Origin of the sequence: Candidatus Solirubrobacter pratensis, from assembly GCF_000425945.1 — a bacterium.
GTDB lineage: Bacteria > Actinomycetota > Thermoleophilia > Solirubrobacterales > Solirubrobacteraceae > Solirubrobacter > Solirubrobacter pratensis.
The window spans coordinates 25,452-40,422 of sequence record NZ_AUEK01000003.1; the positions used below are offsets into that span (position 1 = coordinate 25,452).

Annotated in this window: 18 protein-coding genes and 1 pseudogene; 14 read left to right on the forward strand and 5 right to left on the reverse strand. The window is 70.9% G+C overall.

Going from position 1 to position 14,971, the window contains the following annotated elements; all coding sequences use genetic code 11:
* Positions 1 to 37 precede the first annotated feature (37 nt).
* The 6 genes from H958_RS0100105 to H958_RS0100125 all read left to right on the forward strand — a co-directional run bounded on the left by H958_RS0100105 (position 38) and on the right by H958_RS0100125 (position 4,720).
* On the forward strand, positions 38 to 2,635 hold the full coding sequence (locus H958_RS0100105) for a molybdopterin-dependent oxidoreductase (RefSeq protein WP_028057162.1): 2,598 nt from the start codon (positions 38 to 40) through the stop codon (positions 2,633 to 2,635).
* A 12-nt stretch (positions 2,636 to 2,647) separates the two neighbouring features.
* A complete protein-coding gene (locus H958_RS0100110; protein ID WP_028057163.1) occupies positions 2,648 to 2,845 on the forward strand; it encodes a CDGSH iron-sulfur domain-containing protein in 198 nt (65 codons plus the stop codon).
* Between the two features lie 4 nt (positions 2,846 to 2,849).
* Positions 2,850 to 3,032: an NAD(P)-dependent oxidoreductase gene (locus tag H958_RS48965; RefSeq protein WP_196807132.1), complete on the forward strand. Its 183-nt coding sequence runs from the start codon at positions 2,850 to 2,852 to the stop codon at positions 3,030 to 3,032.
* Positions 2,989 to 3,447: an NADPH-dependent F420 reductase gene (locus H958_RS33845; RefSeq protein WP_196807133.1), complete on the forward strand. Its 459-nt coding sequence runs from the start codon at positions 2,989 to 2,991 to the stop codon at positions 3,445 to 3,447. Before H958_RS48965 ends, H958_RS33845 begins: the two co-directional genes overlap by 44 nt.
* 84 nt (positions 3,448 to 3,531) lie before the next feature.
* The gene (locus H958_RS0100120) at positions 3,532 to 3,768 is read left to right on the forward strand and encodes a hypothetical protein (protein WP_028057164.1); all 237 of its coding nucleotides are present in this window, start codon (positions 3,532 to 3,534) and stop codon (positions 3,766 to 3,768) included.
* Between the two features lie 214 nt (positions 3,769 to 3,982).
* Entirely contained in the window at positions 3,983 to 4,720 is a 738-nt protein-coding gene (locus tag H958_RS0100125; protein ID WP_196807134.1) for an SDR family oxidoreductase, read from the forward strand.
* Between the two features lie 217 nt (positions 4,721 to 4,937).
* Here the strand turns inward: H958_RS0100125 and H958_RS42465 are convergent, their stop codons facing one another.
* Positions 4,938 to 5,552 carry a TetR/AcrR family transcriptional regulator gene (locus tag H958_RS42465; RefSeq protein WP_051323626.1) on the reverse strand — a complete coding sequence of 205 codons (615 nt, stop codon included), beginning with the start codon at positions 5,550 to 5,552 and terminating at the stop codon, positions 4,938 to 4,940.
* 98 nt (positions 5,553 to 5,650) lie between these two features.
* Here H958_RS42465 and H958_RS0100135 point away from each other — a divergent pair, with 98 nt between their 5' ends.
* The 5 genes and pseudogenes from H958_RS0100135 (at position 5,651) to H958_RS0100155 (ending at position 8,028) form a co-directional block, all read left to right on the forward strand.
* Complete coding sequence (locus H958_RS0100135; protein ID WP_028057166.1) at positions 5,651 to 6,001, forward strand: hypothetical protein; 351 nt, start codon at positions 5,651 to 5,653, stop codon at positions 5,999 to 6,001.
* Positions 6,002 to 6,181: pseudogene (locus H958_RS0100140) on the forward strand (MMPL family transporter); the annotation flags it as partial.
* A gap of 115 nt (positions 6,182 to 6,296) precedes the next feature.
* Positions 6,297 to 6,464: a hypothetical protein gene (locus H958_RS45760; RefSeq protein ID WP_156027554.1), complete on the forward strand. Its 168-nt coding sequence runs from the start codon at positions 6,297 to 6,299 to the stop codon at positions 6,462 to 6,464.
* 88 nt (positions 6,465 to 6,552) lie between these two features.
* The gene (locus H958_RS0100150; RefSeq protein ID WP_231379140.1) at positions 6,553 to 7,557 is read left to right on the forward strand and encodes an alpha/beta fold hydrolase; all 1,005 of its coding nucleotides are present in this window, start codon (positions 6,553 to 6,555) and stop codon (positions 7,555 to 7,557) included.
* 42 nt (positions 7,558 to 7,599) lie between these two features.
* Positions 7,600 to 8,028, forward strand: coding sequence for a GlcG/HbpS family heme-binding protein (locus H958_RS0100155; protein WP_051323627.1), 429 nt, complete (start codon positions 7,600 to 7,602; stop codon positions 8,026 to 8,028).
* Between the two features lie 152 nt (positions 8,029 to 8,180).
* Here H958_RS0100155 and H958_RS45765 read toward each other — a convergent pair whose 3' ends face one another.
* Positions 8,181 to 8,393 carry a hypothetical protein gene (locus tag H958_RS45765; protein WP_156027556.1) on the reverse strand — a complete coding sequence of 71 codons (213 nt, stop codon included), beginning with the start codon at positions 8,391 to 8,393 and terminating at the stop codon, positions 8,181 to 8,183.
* A 188-nt stretch (positions 8,394 to 8,581) separates the two neighbouring features.
* On the opposite strand from H958_RS45765, the gene H958_RS0100160 reads away from it, so the two are divergent.
* Positions 8,582 to 8,905, forward strand: coding sequence for a hypothetical protein (locus tag H958_RS0100160; protein WP_028057170.1), 324 nt, complete (start codon positions 8,582 to 8,584; stop codon positions 8,903 to 8,905).
* 318 nt (positions 8,906 to 9,223) lie between these two features.
* On the opposite strand, the gene H958_RS0100165 is transcribed toward H958_RS0100160, so the two are convergent.
* The 3 genes from H958_RS0100165 to H958_RS0100180 all read right to left on the reverse strand — a co-directional run bounded on the left by H958_RS0100165 (position 9,224) and on the right by H958_RS0100180 (position 11,711).
* On the reverse strand, positions 9,224 to 9,574 hold the full coding sequence (locus H958_RS0100165) for a DUF3024 domain-containing protein (protein ID WP_196807135.1): 351 nt from the start codon (positions 9,572 to 9,574) through the stop codon (positions 9,224 to 9,226).
* Between the two features lie 325 nt (positions 9,575 to 9,899).
* Positions 9,900 to 10,439, reverse strand: a complete 540-nt coding sequence (locus H958_RS0100175; RefSeq protein ID WP_028057173.1) for a DUF488 domain-containing protein — start codon at positions 10,437 to 10,439, stop codon at positions 9,900 to 9,902.
* A 3-nt stretch (positions 10,440 to 10,442) separates the two neighbouring features.
* Complete coding sequence (locus tag H958_RS0100180; RefSeq protein WP_051323628.1) at positions 10,443 to 11,711, reverse strand: cytochrome P450; 1,269 nt, start codon at positions 11,709 to 11,711, stop codon at positions 10,443 to 10,445.
* A 354-nt stretch (positions 11,712 to 12,065) separates the two neighbouring features.
* Here H958_RS0100180 and H958_RS0100185 point away from each other — a divergent pair, with 354 nt between their 5' ends.
* Together H958_RS0100185 and H958_RS0100190 are read left to right on the forward strand one after the other, a co-directional pair.
* The gene (locus H958_RS0100185; RefSeq protein WP_028057175.1) at positions 12,066 to 12,422 is read left to right on the forward strand and encodes a VOC family protein; all 357 of its coding nucleotides are present in this window, start codon (positions 12,066 to 12,068) and stop codon (positions 12,420 to 12,422) included.
* Between the two features lie 106 nt (positions 12,423 to 12,528).
* On the forward strand, positions 12,529 to 14,913 hold the full coding sequence (locus H958_RS0100190) for an ATP-binding cassette domain-containing protein (RefSeq protein WP_037408758.1): 2,385 nt from the start codon (positions 12,529 to 12,531) through the stop codon (positions 14,911 to 14,913).
* Positions 14,914 to 14,971: the final 58 nt, after the last annotated feature.

Below are 14,971 nucleotides of genomic sequence, written 5' to 3' on the forward strand. Positions count from 1 at the left end.
ACGACGGCTCACCTGGGTCGCGGCGAGCCTGCGGCGTATGCAACTCGTTGTCAACGGCGCCGATGTCGAGATCGACGACCGGCACGCGAAGACCCCGCTGCTGTGGGTTCTGAGGGACGTCCTCGGCCTGCGTGGCACGAAGTTCGGGTGCGGCGCCGGCTTCTGCGCGGCCTGTACCGTCTTGGTCGACGGCCGCAACGTGAAGTCCTGCCAGACCACGACTGAACGCGCGGTCGGCAAGGCCGTGACGACGGTCGAGGGAGCCTCCGGTCCGGTCGTCGACGCGGTCCGCGACGCGTGGCACCGCGGCAACGTCGTGCAGTGCGGCTACTGCCAGCCCGGGCAGACCCTGGCCGCGGTGTCGTTGCTCGGGTCCGATCCCTCTCCCGACGACCCGAAGATCGACGAGTGGATGAGCGGGAACCTGTGCCGCTGCGGCACCTATCCGCGAATCCGAGCCGCCATTCACGAGGCCGCGGACACGCTCGCCGCGGGCGATGATCCGGCTCCGCTGGTCGCCCCGCCAGAGCTCGACGTGGGCCGCCTGACGCCCGAGGAGGCGAGCGACCCCGTCCATCCGTACATCCGGATCCATGCCGACGGGACGGTCGTGGCGTACTCGAGCCAGATCGAGATGGGGCAGGGGATCCACACGGGGCTGGCGACGATCGTCGCCGAGGAGCTCGACGCGGACTTCGATTCGGTCCGGGTCGTCAACGCCGCGAACGGAGCCGGGCCGAACGGCGACGTGTACGGGAATCCCGCCGCCGGCGGCGGCCTCCAGCTCACGGGCGCGTCCAATTCGATGCGGGGGTACTGGATCCGGTACCGGCTGGCGGCTGCGCAAGCACGGGCGCGACTCGTCGCCGCCGCGGCCGAGGCGTGGGATGCGCCCGCGGTTGAGCTCGAGGTCGAGAACGGCGTGGTGCGCGATAAGCGCGGCCGGCAGGCAGCCTTCGCCGAGCTGGCGGCGCGCGCCGAGCAGCTCCCGGTTCCGGAAGGCGTGGAGCCCAAGGACGCGGCCGACTACAAGTTGATCGGGCGCGAAGGGCGGTTGCGAGTCGACGCGGTACCGAAGATCCTCGGCGCCACCCATTTCACGATCGACCTCAGCCTCCCGGGGATGCTGACGGCGGTCGTCCTGCACCCGCCGAGGTTCGGCGCCACGGTTGCCGCGGTCGATGACCGGGCGGCGCTCGCCGAGCCCGGGGTGACTGCGGTCGTCCCGATCGACGAGGGCGTCGCGGTCGTCGCCGAGGCCATCGCCGACGCGCAGCGCGGACTGCGTGCCCTGGTCGTGGAGTGGGATGAGACTGACGCCGAGCGGCGGAGCACCACCGAGCTGCTGGCCGAGCACATGCGGCTGCTCGAGTCGGGCGAGAAGGCCGTGACGAGCCGGGACGACGGCGACGTCGACCGTGCCCTGGCCGATGCGGGCTCGACGATCGACGCGACGTACGCGCTGCCGTACCTCGCCCACGCCGCGATGGAGCCGAACAACGCGGCCTGCCGGATGCGCGAGGACGGCGTGCTCGACGTGTGGGCCGCGACCGAGGGCCCCCAGTACGTGAAGATGAACGCCGCCTCGATCGCCGGCGTCGACATCGAGCAGGTCGAGGTGCACGTCACCTTCGCCGGCGGATCGTTCGGACTGCACTCGAGCGCCGAACGCGACCCGGTGGCCGAAGCCGTGCAGATCGCGCGCGCGCTCGACTTCAAGCACCCGATCAAGGTGCAGTCGCTGCGCGAGGAGGAGTTCAAGGTCGGTCGCTACCGGGCGATGGCCGTCCACCGGGTGAGGGCCGGAGTCGATGCGGACGGTCGCCTCAGCGCTTGGCATCAGCAGATCGTCGCCGCACCGACGTCCGTCAATCTCCCGTTCGTCCGTGACGTCATGTTCACGAACGGCGTGGACTTCTTCACCACGACCGGCGCGGTCGACCCGCCCTACGCCGTCGAGAACTTCCGGGTCGAGTCGACCAACTTCGAGTCGCGGATCCCGACGATGGTCTGGCGCTCGGTCGGCAACTCGCACACCGAGTTCGCGCGCGAGTCGGCGATCGACGAGCTCGCGATCGCCGCCGGCCGCGATCCCGTCGACCTGCGACGAGAGCTGCTGGCCGGCAGCCCGCGCACGCTGCGCGCGCTCGAGCTCGCGGCGGAGGCCGCCGGCTGGGGAACCCCGCTGCCAGAGCGGCGGGCGCGCGGGATCACTTCCTCCGGCTTCATCGGCCACAGCGCCAACGTGACGGAGATCTCGCTCGACGACCGCGGGCGCGTCCGTGTCGACCGGATCGTGTTCGCGCTCGACTGCGGCAGAAACGTCAACCCCGACCTCATCCGCGCGCAGGTCGAGGGTGGGCTGCTGTGGGGGCTGAGCGCCGCGGCGTGGGGCGAGGTCGTTCTCGGCGAAGGCGGCGAGATCGTCACCCAGAACTTCGACCGCTACCCGATCCTGCGGATGCGCTCCGTTCCGCGGATCGAGATCCACCTGATCGAGTCGACCGAGGCGCCGACCGGCGTCGGCGAGGTCTCTGTCCCCTCGGTCGCGCCGGCCCTGGCGAACGCCATCGCCGCGCTCACCGGCACCCGAATCCGGAATCTCCCCTTCTCCAAGACCATCAAGATCGCCTAGAGAGGCCCCGCCATGCCCGACATCACCATCATCCCCAGCGAAAACGGTCCCTACATCGTCTCCGGCCCGGTAGCCATCGTCGCGCCCGACGGGCATGTGATCGACCACCCCGATCCGGTGGCGATGTGCCGCTGCGGCCACTCCTCCAACAAGCCGTTCTGCGATGGCACGCACGCCACGATCGACTTCGACGGGACCCTCGCGAACTGATCCGATGCAATCAGCGAACGTCAAGAGCGTCGGCATCATCGGCGCGGGCGGGATCGGCCAGGCGATGGCGCGGATCGCGCGCCGTGCCGGCCGGCCGGTCATGATCGCCAACCGGAAAGGGCCGCAGTCCGCTGACCTCACTGGTGCAGGAGCTCGGCGACGGGGTGTCGGCCGGGACGGTCGATGAAGTCGCAGGCGCGGACATCGTGGTGCTCGCGGTGATGTGGCCGGACGTCCCGCAGGCCGTCGATCGGCCGGCATGGGAGGGACGGATCTTGATCGACCCGACCAACGACTTCGACCCCAGCGACCTCAACGGGCGCACGTCCAGCGAAGTCGTCGCCGATCTCGTCGCCCCAGCTCGCGTGGTGAAGACCGCCAACATCTTCGCGGCCGACGTGCTCGCATCCGACCCACGCCAAGCCGGGGGTCAGCGTGTGATGTTCCTGTCAGGCGACGACGCCGACGCCAAACATGAGGTGGGCGGGCTGTTCGAGGCTGCCGGATTCTTCGTCATCGACCTCGGTGGGCTCCGCGAGGGGGGACAGATGCAGCAGTTCGGCGGTCCGCTCGCCGGCGAGAACCTGATCCGCTTCGCTTGAGTGGATCACCAGGATCCGGCGATGTCGGCTCACGACGCGTGATCGTCCCGCCGGTCACGGGATGAGGACGATCTTCCCCGCGATGTGACCGGCCTCCAGCTCGGTGTACGCCGCTCGAACCTCGTCGAGCGGTACACGCGCTGGATCGGCACGACGAGGTCACCCGCCGCTATCGCCTCTGCCAGTTCGGCCAGGGTCGCGGCGCTCGCCGCGGCCGCGCCGCCTTCGCCCTTGACGCCGTGCTTCTCGATCGAGGGGAAGTCGACGATCGTGTCGATCCGATCGGAGGCGATGCCGAGCTCGAGCGCCAGTTCGACGTAGCCGCCCCCGACGAGGCACCGGCGAGGTCCGACCCCTGGCCGCTGGGAAAGGTCGCGGGGAAGATCGCGCGAACCAGGCCCTCGCGGATCTTCCCCTCGCTCGGATTGATGCCGGCGGGTCGCTTGCTGGGAAGTCACGGAACCACCGGGATCCGGCGATGACGGAGCACCCGCGCGGTGGCGAGAATTCACACCCCGGCCGAATCGAGGATTCGATGCGCAAGATGCGAGCCAAGCAGCGAAGTGCGGTTGTGTTCGGAGCGCGCAATCTGGGTCGCGCGGTCATCGAGCTGCTGGTGAGCGACGGCTGGGCGGTGACCGGGGTCGCGCGGTCGCGACGCACGCTGGACGGCGTCAGCGAGTCCGGCGCGCTCGCGCTGGAGGCCGACGTGACAAACCCCGCGAGCGTGTACGGCGTGCTCGAGCAGGCGGCCGCTGCTCACGGTGGAGTCGATCTCGTGGTGAACGCTGCGGCCGCTTACGGCGGCGACCGCTCCGGGCCCTTCGGCGGCGGCCCGATTGCCGAGGCCGACCTCGACGGCTTCGACTCGTGGGCTGCGGCTCCGGCCCGCGCCGCGTTCTCGTTCTTGTCCGCCGGCGGGCAATTCGCGATCGCGCAGGGCCGCGCAGCGACGCTGGTGCAGGTCACCGGCGGCTCGGCACGGCGCGCGCTGCCGGGCCGCGGCCTGTGGGCGGCCGGATCGTTCGGCGTGCGAGCGATCACCAACGCCGCCGCGCTCGAGTTGCGCCCCCGCGGCATCCAGGTCACGTTGCTCATCGTCGACGCGGGCATCCAGCCGCTCGACGGGTCCACACGCGGCGGTGTCTCGCCGGAAGCCCTGGCCGATCCGCGCAGGATCGCCGACGCCGTCCTCTTCCTGGCCAACCAGGACGCGCGCTCCGCGTCACACGAGCTCCAGCTCACCCCGCTCGCCGAGAGCTGGACGCCCTGAAAATCGAGCGACGCTTGCAGCCAGCGTCCCTTATCGAGCCCCGTCCGCGCTCGAGGCTCACGATCTCGTCGCTGGGGTGGGGACGAGACCGGCCCGCGCAACGAGCTGTAGGAGCCGGCTGTGCCGCCCGCCGCCCGCCGCGGCGCGCGCGCCCGCCGTCGCGCTGCACGACGCGACCGCCCGCCGCACGCTGGCGCCGCCACCGGCGGCGTCTGGGTCATCCGCCGGCGACGCCCGAGCCTGAGGCAGGTGGAGCCGCGGCGGCTGGAGCGCCGCGCGCGGCGTCCCACGCGGCGAGGCCGGCGCGCAGGACGGCCTCGAGGTCCGCGTCGCTGAACGGCGCCTCGCGCCGCAGGCGCGTGCCGAGGATGCCGCCGCGGACGGTGCCGAGCGCGCAGCGGACCGCCAGAAGCTCGCGCGGATCGCCGGCGGCCAACGCATGCTCGAGCCGCTCCACGCGCGCGCGGATGTCGAGCCGCTCGGCGGTGTCGTGCGTGGCCGACGGGTCGTCGGCGAGGATCGCGAACGTGGGGTTCGGATCGGCGAGGAACGCGATCATGCGCCGCAGCGCCTCCTCGCGGTTGAGCGGACGCTGGTGCTCGGCCCAGCCGGCGATCTCGTCGAGCTCACGCAGCCGCGGCTCGACGAGCGCGGCAAGCACGTCGAGCTTGCCGGGGAAGTGGTAGTAGAGCGCCGCCTTCGTCATCGAGACACGCTCCGCGATGTCGCGAATCGACGTTCCTGCATAGCCGCGTTCGGCGAAGAGATCCTGGGCGGCGGCGAGGATCCGCTGCTGCGTAGCCTCCGCCGTCGAGCCGATCGTGCGGGCCATAGTGGCTGGAATTTTACCCGCCGCTCGTTTAATTCCTGGACACCAAGGACGCCGGCAAGCCGCTGACGGCGGCCGAGCAGGCCAAGGTCGGCCGGCTTGTGAAGGGCAGCGAGGGCAAGCACATCGGCACCGTCGAGCGCGTCGTCGCCGGCCAGCCGTCGCCGAACAAGCTCGTGCAGACGATCGCGCTCCAGATGCCGGACGTCACGCAGTCCAATCAGGACGAGCTGCTGGACTCGGTCAAGACGCTGCGCGACGACATCAAGCCGCTCGTCGCGGGCACCGGACTGCGCGCGGAGACGGCCGGCCAGGTCGCTCAGAGCTACGACCAGCGCGAGGCGTCCGGCAACGCCGACGCGGTCGTCGCGCTCGGCATCGTCAGGCGAACCGGACCCATCAACGCCCGCCGAGCGTGTCGGTCAAGCGGCGGACCGCCTCGAAGGCGCTGAGTGTCGCAGATGGGCTTCGCGATCGCGTTCGGCATCCTCGTCGCGGCGTTCGCGATGGCGACGTTCTGCACGCCGCCGATCACGGCGCTGATCGGCCACGCCGCGTGGTGGCCGGGCCACGCCGACGAGGCGCGCGAGGACGACGACATCGCGCTCGAGCCGGTGCGCGAACCGGTCTGAGCTGGAGGGCGCGAACATCCGCCCGGATCGCGAAGGCGGGAGGAGTGACCGCTTGCAATCCCGGCGCAGGCGAGGAACATGGAGAGACCCAGCTCCCCGAAGGAGGTCACGGAGCATGTGTTACGACTACCTGCGCCGCCACCGCCGCGAGGCGGATGAGAGCGCGAGCATATGGCAGGACTTCGAGCGGACGCGTCCGATCGCCGACCCTGAGACGCCGCCCGACGTGACGTCGCCGGAGCCGACCGAGGCGCACGAGGAGACCGCGGTCTCCGAACGCTGACCGTGCGGCCGGGCCGCGTGAGCATCAGCGGCCCGGCCGGTCCGCGAGGGGTGCGCGGCTCGATTGCTGGGGCGATGCCCACGCCGCGATGAGCATGCCGCCACTGTGCCCGACGTGCGGCCAGCCGGCGAGCGAGGCGCTCGGCGGCCCGGCGCACGACTGGGAATGCCGGAACGAGGCGTGCCCCGAGTTCGGCCAGCCGGTCGATCTGCGCGCCCGCGTACGCCCGTCATGGGTGCCGGGCGAGCTGTATCCCTTCGCGGATCACTACGCCGAGGCGGCGGGCTGTGTCGTGCATTACGTCGACGAGGGGACGGGGCCGCCGTTGTTGATGTTGCACGGCAATCCGACGTGGTCGTTCTTGTACCGCGAGATCATCGCCGGCGTGCGTGATCGCTTCCGCTGCGTCGCCGTCGACTATCCGGGGTTCGGGCTCTCGCAGCCGCGGCGCGGGTACCGGTTCACGCCGGCGGAGCATGCCGACGCGTTGGAGCAGTTGGTGCTGCGGCTGGACTTGCGCGGGGTCACGCTGATGGTGCAGGACTGGGGCGGTCCGATCGGGTTCGGGGTCGCGACGCGTCATCCGGAGCGCTTCGCGGCGTTCGTGATCGGCAATACGTGGGCGTGGCCGAAGGCCGATCCGGCGACGCAGGCGTTCTCGCGCTTCCTGGGCGGCGCGGTCGGGCGCCGGTTGATCCTCAACCGCAATCTGTTCGTGGAGGGCGCGCTCGGGCGCGGCGTGCGCCGGCCGCTGCCCGCGGCGGCGATGGATGCGTATCGGGGCCCGTTTCCGACGCCTGGTTCGCGCTGGCCGACGGCGGTGTTCCCGCGCGAGATCCTGGCGAGCCGGCCGTTTCTCGCGGATGTCGAGCAGCGTCTACCGGTGCTGCGTGATCGTGGCGCGCTGATCGTGTGGCCGACGCGCGACGTCGCGTTCCGAGGGCGCGAGCGGCGCCGCTGGGAGCAGCTGTTCCCGGATCACCGGACGGTGATGCTCGAGGGCGCCGGCCATTACATCCAGGAGGACGCCCCGGACGAGATCGTCGCGGCGATCCGCGAACACGCCGCGCCGGTCATCACGACCGGCGGCTGATCGAGCGGGAGTACCGCGACTCCGACGGAAGAAAGGTTGTGAATGTCTTCCGAGTCTTTCACCCATAAGAAGAAGGACGTCAGCCTCGATGCGGCGCGCCACGTCATCGACAGCGCTCGCCGAGCCGCCGAGGCGATCGGCGTTGCCATGAACATTGCGGTCGTGGACGACGGGAACAATCTCGTCGCATTCGAGCGCATGGACGGAGCCTGGCTCGGAAGCATCGACATCGCTCAGGGAAAGGCGTACACGGCGCGGGCGTTCGACATGTCGACCAGGGACCTCGCCCCACTGTGCCAGCCCGGGCAGTCGCTCTTCGGGATCCACGCCACCAACGACGGACGACTCGTCGTCTTCCCGGGCGGGATTCCGCTCGAGAAGAACGGCGAAGTCGTCGGCGCGATCGGGGTGAGTGGCGGCGCGGTCGAGCAGGACCAGGTGGTCGCGGAGGCCGGAGCAGAGGCGTTCTAAGCAGGACGCGGCCACGAAAGGAAGCGGACGCCGAGCCCGACACGCAGAAGGCGGTCCAGATGACCCGCCGGAGCAGCTCCGAGAACCGTTGCCCGCCGCGCTCGGCGAGCTGGTCGGTCAGCCCGTTACGCCGGGCCGTCGCACTGACGAGCTCATCCACCACTACAAGCGCGCGAGCAGAAGCTGTGGAGCTTCTGCACCGGCCCCGCGTCGAAGCGGGCAAGGCCTTCGCGCACGCGGTCGATCAGCCGCGCCAGCTCCTGCTCGTGGTTGGCGCCGACGGCGGCGCGCGCGGCACGTCGCTCGGCCTTGGACGACGTCGGCCGCCCACCGGTGCCCGGAGCGTTGGGAGCGATTGCGGTCACGCTACTCCCCGACGCTGCCGGATGCACGCCACGGGCGCCGGACAGGAGCGATGATTGCCGGCGGCGCGTGGCGGCGAATCGATCCGAGCTCATGGCGATCATGCCTGCCGATGGCCAACCGCGCCCGTAGTCGCCGCGCACGCGGCCGAACCAGCCCGGAGCGTCCCGGGACGGCCGCTCGTGCGGCGATGGAGGACGAGCGCTCGCTGCTCGACGCGATCGCCGGTGGCGAGCTCGATGCCCACCTCGGCGCGCTCGCGGCGGCGATCGACGCGCGCCGGCAGCTGCGCTACACCGTCGACTCGAGCCACGTCCTCGCGACGCTCTGCGTCGGTGACCGCGTGCGAATCAACGACCGGATCCGCCCGCGCTACCTCGCCGGACTCGGCGCGACGATCATCGAGCTCGACGACCATGCCGCCGCTATCCGTCTCGACCACCCCGTCGGGCGCTTCGAGAGCGGGCGCGTCCGCTGCCCGCCGCTGGCGCTCGAGAAGCTCCCGCCGGGCTGAGCGGACTGACCGCGCCCGCGGTGCGGCACGAGCCGAGAATCCGCGGGCGCGCGGAGAGGCCGCGGGCTCGCGGCCGCCCTGCGGGATCGGCGAACTGGCCGAGACGCAGGCCGGCAGCCGACCGCTCGCTGGCGCGTCGGCGGCATCCCAGTCACGCGAGTCGCACCTCGCTGTGAGGTGTAGCGCCACGGGAATCGCGCCTTCGCATCGAGCCTCGGACGCGCCGCTCGGGCTACTTCGGCCTGCCGCAGGGGAAGATCGAGGTCGACGGTGGCCACCACGCTGTGCCTGAGCGCCGTGCTCGCCGTTGTGAGCCGCTCAGCCCCAGAAGATGCAGGTCGGGTCCTCGCCGATCTCGGCGAGAAGCGGTCCGACGTCCGGCGCGGGCTCGACGTCGTTGTAGAGGAACCAGCGCTCGTTGCGGTCGGCGGCGTAGAGCGACCAGGTCCGAGAGCGCTCGTCGTAGCGGAGCTGGGCGATCTTCATGCTCGTCCAGTCCGGGCCGACGAGCTCGCTCCACGGCGGCCGCCGCTCGACGATCGTGATGCTGTTGCCGCGAACGGAGTGCTCCAGGCGGACCTCGTCGCGGGCGTGCTCGGGGACGCGGTTCTCGCAGAACAGCGAGACGTGACGCATCGCGTCGTCGCGGATCGCTGCCGGCATCGGCATGCGACAACCGTACCTCGCCGCGGTTTGTGACGACTCTGCGAGGAGGGGCCGATCCGCGCCCGGCTTGTCGGCATTCGCGACGACAACCCGGGACTGGACGGGCACCCGTCGCGCAACTCCGGTGAGCAGGGCTAATGGGAGTCGGTCCAGTATGTGAAGCGCAAGATGCGGGCCGCCGGATACGACGTCAAGATCCAGTCGTACACGTTCACGTACACGTCGTTCGCCGGGACGCCGACGTGGCACCAGAGTACGCCCGCCGCGCGGAACTGTCCGGCGCCCGCCGAGCGACACGGGAGCGGACGCGAATCCGCGTTCAACTGCGCTACAGCCCGGGAAGGGCGCCCTGTGCCGGAGGATAGGTGACGGTGCCGTCGGCCGTGACGACGGCGAACGGCGGCAGTTCGTGCTCGGCGAGGCCGCCGTCGGACGCGATGTGGCAGACGGTCCAGCCGAGCGCGGTGAGCCGGTCGGCGATCAGGCGGCGATGGCAGCGCCACCACGGCGCTTCGGCGCACATCGCCGCGGTGGGGCGCTCTTCGGCGAGCGCGCACAGCTCCGCGAGCCCGGCGGCGAACTCGTCCGTCAGCGCGTAGTCGGCGTAGCCGCGGAACGCCGGGTGCTCCCAGCCGCCGTTGGGTGAGCCGGGGCTTGCCCGGCGCCGTCCGCCCAGCGCGGGGAGGTGGCGGTAGTCGATGGCGCGCTGCGCGAGCTCGCCGGCGAGGGTCTCGAGGTTGAAGTGCGGATGGCGGCTGGATCGCGGCGTGCGCCGCACGTCGGCGACGCGCTCGACGCGGTGCTCGGCCAGGAGCGCGGCGAACGTTTCGAGCGGGTGCGTCGAGTGGCCGATGGTGAACGCCCGCATCCGCTAGCGCCGGCGCACGACGACTCGCGTGCCGTGGCGAGGCGAGAACGTGACGTTGCGCCGCGCCACCAGCTCGCGCCGCCGGCTCGCGGGGCGCAGCTCGAAGCGATTCAGGATCTCGTCGAGCACGGTGCGCATCTCGAGCTCCGCGAACGCCGCGCCGATGCAGCGTCGCACGCCCCCGCCGAACGGGATCCAGGCGTACGTGGAGGGCGCGTTCTCGAGGAACCGCTCGGGCCGGAACGCGTAGGGCTCCGGGTACTCCTGCGGGCGCGTGTGGGTGAGCCAGATGGCCGGCGTCACGTCGGTGCCCGCGGGGAGCGAGAGCCCGTCGACGTCGAGATCAGCGACAAGGCGCCGGCCGGCGATCGGCACGACAGGACGCAGGCGCAAGGACTCCGAGACGACCGCGCGCAGGTACGGGTCACCGTCCGTTCGCGCGCGGGCGATCACGTGGGGGTTATGGGCGAGCAGGTCCAGCGCCCACGCGAGGCCGGTGGCGGTCGTCTCGTGGCCGGCGATCAGGAGCGTCATCAGCTGGTCGCGGATCTCCCGGTCGTCCATGCCGGTCCCGTCCTCGAAGCGGGAGTGGACGAGCAGCGAGCAGATGTCCTCGCCCGCGGCCGCCCGGCGGCGCTGCGCGATTTCGGCCAGCAGCAGCTGGTCGATCTCGTCCGCGTTCTCGCGCAGGCGCTCGAGCGGCCGGCGGCGCCCGAACAGCACCGACACCTGCAGCCCGGTGGAGGTGGTGCCGGCGAGCAGATCGCGCAGCAGCGGCCTGAGCTGCTCGCGGCGCTCGTGGTCGGCGACGCCGAACACGGCGCGCATGATCACGTCGAGCGTGATCGCCTGCATGCCCGGATGCACGGGGAACGGCCGGCCTTCCGGCCACGCGGCGAGCTCGCGCGCCGCCGCCTTGCGCATCACGGTCTCGTAGGTGCGCATCCGCTCGCCGTGAAATGGCGGCAGCATCAGCCGCCGGCGCGACAGGTGCTCCTCGCCCTCCAGCAGCAGCAGCGACCGCGCGCCGACGAGCGGCTGAAGCGTGACCGTGCGCCCGGGCGGCAACCCGTGCCGGCGCTCGCTGTACAGCGCGCGGATGACGTCGGGCCGCGAGACCATGACGAGCGGGGCGCGGAAGCCCCGCAACGTCACGCTGAAGGCGTCGCCGTAGCGGCGCCGGCAGTCCTCGAGGAACCGGATCGGCCGCGCCACCCAGCGCGCCGTCTGCACGATCGGCGACTCCGTCGGTCCGGCGGGAAGTGCGCTCACGTTTCGACCGTACTGGCCGGACGACCCACATGCCACGGGCAACTCACGATGCGGAGGGCGTGAAGTCGCCGTCGCGGAGGTCTGTTTCGGGGTCGCTTGGCACCTTCAGCACGCGACCAGATCGATCAGGAATCGAGAAGCGCGGTCACCTGGCCGCCCTTAGCATGACCCGCATGGACATTACGATTCACGCGTCCTTGTCCCCGCACGACGACCCGGACGCATCGCTCGCCTGAGACCGACCGGAAGCCTCCCGCGATCAAGCGGAACTCCCCGTTGGCCGCGCCACCGCTTCAGGGGCCGACGGTCGAGTCCGCGCCTTGCCGTTCGTGACCCACGACTTCAGGAGTGACCATGACCGATTCTTCCACGCAGGGAATCAAGACCGTGCTGCATCCCGTGTCCGACCTGGCGACGGCCAAGGCGGTGTACGCCGCCCTGCTCGGCGTAGCGCCGCAGACCGACGGGTCCTACTACGTCGGCTTCGACGCCGGGGGCCAGCACATCGGGCTGGTGCCGGGCGGTGGACCGCAGGGCATGACCTCACCGGTGGCCTACTGGCACGTGCCGGACATCGAGGCCAAGCTGGCCGAGGTCACCGCCGCGGGTGCCACCGTGAAGGAACCCGCGCACGACGTCGGTGGAGGCCGCCTGGTGGCGACCGTCACCGACCCCGATGGCAACGTCCTCGGGTTGCTTCAGGACCGGTGAGCGCCGACCCCCGCTCCCGCCAGGCGTCCTGCTCGAAGCCGAGCCAGGCGACGCCGACGGAGACCGCGAAGGCGGCCCCGCCTAACAGATGGAGAGACGATTGAGCATGGCCACGAGAACGGACACGCAGTCGCCTGCGCTGCACGTTGCCGACAACCACGATCTGATCCGCGTGCATGGCGCGCGCGTCAACAACCTCAAGGACATCAGCGTCGAGATCCCGAAGCGCCGGCTGACGGCGTTCACCGGCGTCTCCGGCTCGGGCAAGAGCTCGCTGGTGTTCAGCACGATCGCCGCGGAGTCGCAGCGGCTGATCAACGAGACCTACAGCGCCTTCGTGCAGGGCTTCATGCCGACGCTCGCCCGGCCCGAGGTCGACGTACTCGAAGGGCTGACGACGGCGATCATCGTCGACCAGGAGCGGATGGGAGCCAATTCTCGCTCGACCGTCGGCACCGCGACCGATGCCGACGCGATGCTGCGCATACTCTTCAGCCGGCTCGGGGAGCCGCACATCGGCGGCCCGGGCGCGTACTCGTTCAACGTCGCGTCCGCCCACGGGAGCGGCGGGATCACGGTCGAGCGCGGCGACAAGACGATCACCCGGTCGGCAAGCTTCAGCCGCACCGGCGGCATGTGCCCGCGCTGCGAGGGCCGCGGCTCGGTCAGCGACTTCGATCTGTCCGCGCTCTACGACGACGCCAAGTCGCTCAACGAGGGCGCGCTCACGATCCCCGGCTACAGCATGGACGGCTGGTACGGCCGGATCTTCCGCGGCTCCGGCTTCTTCGACGCGGACAAGCCGATCAAGAAGTTCAACAAGCGCGAGCTCCACGACCTGCTCTACAAGGAGCCGACCAAGATCAAGGTCGAGGGGATCAACCTGACCTACTCGGGGCTGATCCCGGCGATCCAGAAATCGATGCTCTCCAAGGACGTCGACGCGATGCAGCCGCACGTCCGCGCCTTCGTGGAGCGGGCGGTGGTGTTCACCACCTGCCCCGACTGCGACGGCACCCGGCTCAGCGAGGCGGCCCGGTCCTCGAAGATCGACGGCGTCAGCATCGCCGACGTCTCCGCGATGCAGATCACCGATCTCGCGAAGTGGGTCGCGAGCCTGGAGGAGCCGTCCGTCGCGCCGCTGCTGGAGTCGCTGCGGCACACACTCGACTCGTTCGTCGAGATCGGTCTGGGCTACCTCTCGCTCAACCGCCCGTCAGGCACGTTGTCGGGTGGCGAGGCGCAGCGCACCAAGATGATCCGCCACCTCGGGTCCTCGCTCACCGACGTCACCTACGTCTTCGACGAGCCGACGATCGGCCTGCACCCGCACGACATCGAGCGGATGAACGACCTGCTGCTGCAGCTGCGGGACAAGGGCAACACGGTGCTCGTCGTAGAGCACAAGCCGGAGACGATCGCGATCGCCGACCACGTCGTCGACCTCGGCCCGGGCGCCGGCACCGAGGGCGGCGAGGTCGTGTTCGAGGGCACCGTCGAGGGGCTGCGGACCAGCAGCACGATCACCGGGCGGCACCTGGACGACCGCGCCTCCCTGAAGCCATCGGTGCGCACGCCGTCGGGGGCGCTGGAGGTGCGCGGCGCGACCACTCACAACCTGCAGGACGTCGACGTCGACATCCCGCTCGGCGTGCTCGCCGTCATCACCGGCGTGGCGGGCTCGGGCAAGAGCTCGCTGATCCAGGGCTCGGTGTCCGGACGGGACGGAGTGGTCTCGGTCGACCAGGGCGCGATCCGCGGCTCGCGCCGGAGCAACCCCGCGACGTATACCGGCCTGCTGGACCCGATCCGCAAGGCGTTCGCGAAGGCCAACGGCGTCAAGCCGGCGCTGTTCAGCGCCAACTCCGAGGGCGCCTGCCCGAATTGCAACGGCGCCGGGGTCGTCTATACCGACCTGGCGATGATGGCCGGCGTCGCCACCACCTGCGAGGAGTGCGAGGGGAAGCGGTTCCAGGCCGAGGTGCTGGAGTACACCCTCGGCGGCAAGGACATCAGCCAGGTGCTGGCGATGCCGGTCAGCGACGCCGAGCGGTTCTTCGCCGAGGGCGAGGCGCGCACGCCGGCGGCACACAAGATCCTGACCCGGCTCGCCGACGTCGGCCTGGGCTACCTCAGCCTCGGCCAGCCGCTCACCACGCTGTCCGGCGGCGAGCGGCAGCGGCTCAAGCTGGCCACCCGCATTGGCGAGAAGTGCGGCGTCTACGTCCTCGACGAGCCGACCAGCGGCCTCCACCTCGCCGACGTGGAGCAGCTGCTCGGCATGCTCGACCGGCTCGTCGACTCCGGCAAGTCGGTCATCGTCATCGAGCACCACCAGGCTGTCATGGCGCACGCCGACTGGATCATCGACCTCGGCCCCGGCGCCGGCCACGACGGCGGCCGGATCGTCTTCGAGGGCACGCCCGCCGACCTCGTCGCCGCCCGCTCCACCCTCACCGGCGAGCACCTCGCGGCCTACGTCGGCACCTGACCGGGGCCTTCGCGGACACCGTAAGACGATTCGCCGGCTTGGGAGTGGGGCGGGCGCG

Excerpts from the sequence above, each read along its gene's own strand:
- H958_RS0100155 (WP_051323627.1), top strand. The coding sequence starts at position 7,600 with ATGTCTTCCGAGTCTTTCACCCATAAGAAGAAGGACGTCAGCCTCGAT.
- H958_RS0100175 (WP_028057173.1), bottom strand. The coding sequence starts at position 10,439 with ATGCGGGCGTTCACCATCGGCCACTCGACGCACCCGCTCGAAACGTTC.
- H958_RS0100125 (WP_196807134.1), top strand. The coding sequence starts at position 3,983 with ATGCGCAAGATGCGAGCCAAGCAGCGAAGTGCGGTTGTGTTCGGAGCG.
- H958_RS42465 (WP_051323626.1), bottom strand. The coding sequence starts at position 5,552 with ATGGCCCGCACGATCGGCTCGACGGCGGAGGCTACGCAGCAGCGGATC.
- H958_RS0100190 (WP_037408758.1), top strand. The coding sequence starts at position 12,529 with ATGGCCACGAGAACGGACACGCAGTCGCCTGCGCTGCACGTTGCCGAC.
- H958_RS0100105 (WP_028057162.1), top strand. The coding sequence starts at position 38 with ATGCAACTCGTTGTCAACGGCGCCGATGTCGAGATCGACGACCGGCAC.
- H958_RS48965 (WP_196807132.1), top strand. The coding sequence starts at position 2,850 with ATGCAATCAGCGAACGTCAAGAGCGTCGGCATCATCGGCGCGGGCGGG.
- H958_RS0100160 (WP_028057170.1), top strand. The coding sequence starts at position 8,582 with ATGGAGGACGAGCGCTCGCTGCTCGACGCGATCGCCGGTGGCGAGCTC.
- H958_RS0100165 (WP_196807135.1), bottom strand. The coding sequence starts at position 9,574 with ATGCCGATGCCGGCAGCGATCCGCGACGACGCGATGCGTCACGTCTCG.
- H958_RS0100150 (WP_231379140.1), top strand. The coding sequence starts at position 6,553 with ATGAGCATGCCGCCACTGTGCCCGACGTGCGGCCAGCCGGCGAGCGAG.
- H958_RS0100110 (WP_028057163.1), top strand. The coding sequence starts at position 2,648 with ATGCCCGACATCACCATCATCCCCAGCGAAAACGGTCCCTACATCGTC.
- H958_RS45760 (WP_156027554.1), top strand. The coding sequence starts at position 6,297 with ATGTGTTACGACTACCTGCGCCGCCACCGCCGCGAGGCGGATGAGAGC.
- H958_RS0100185 (WP_028057175.1), top strand. The coding sequence starts at position 12,066 with ATGACCGATTCTTCCACGCAGGGAATCAAGACCGTGCTGCATCCCGTG.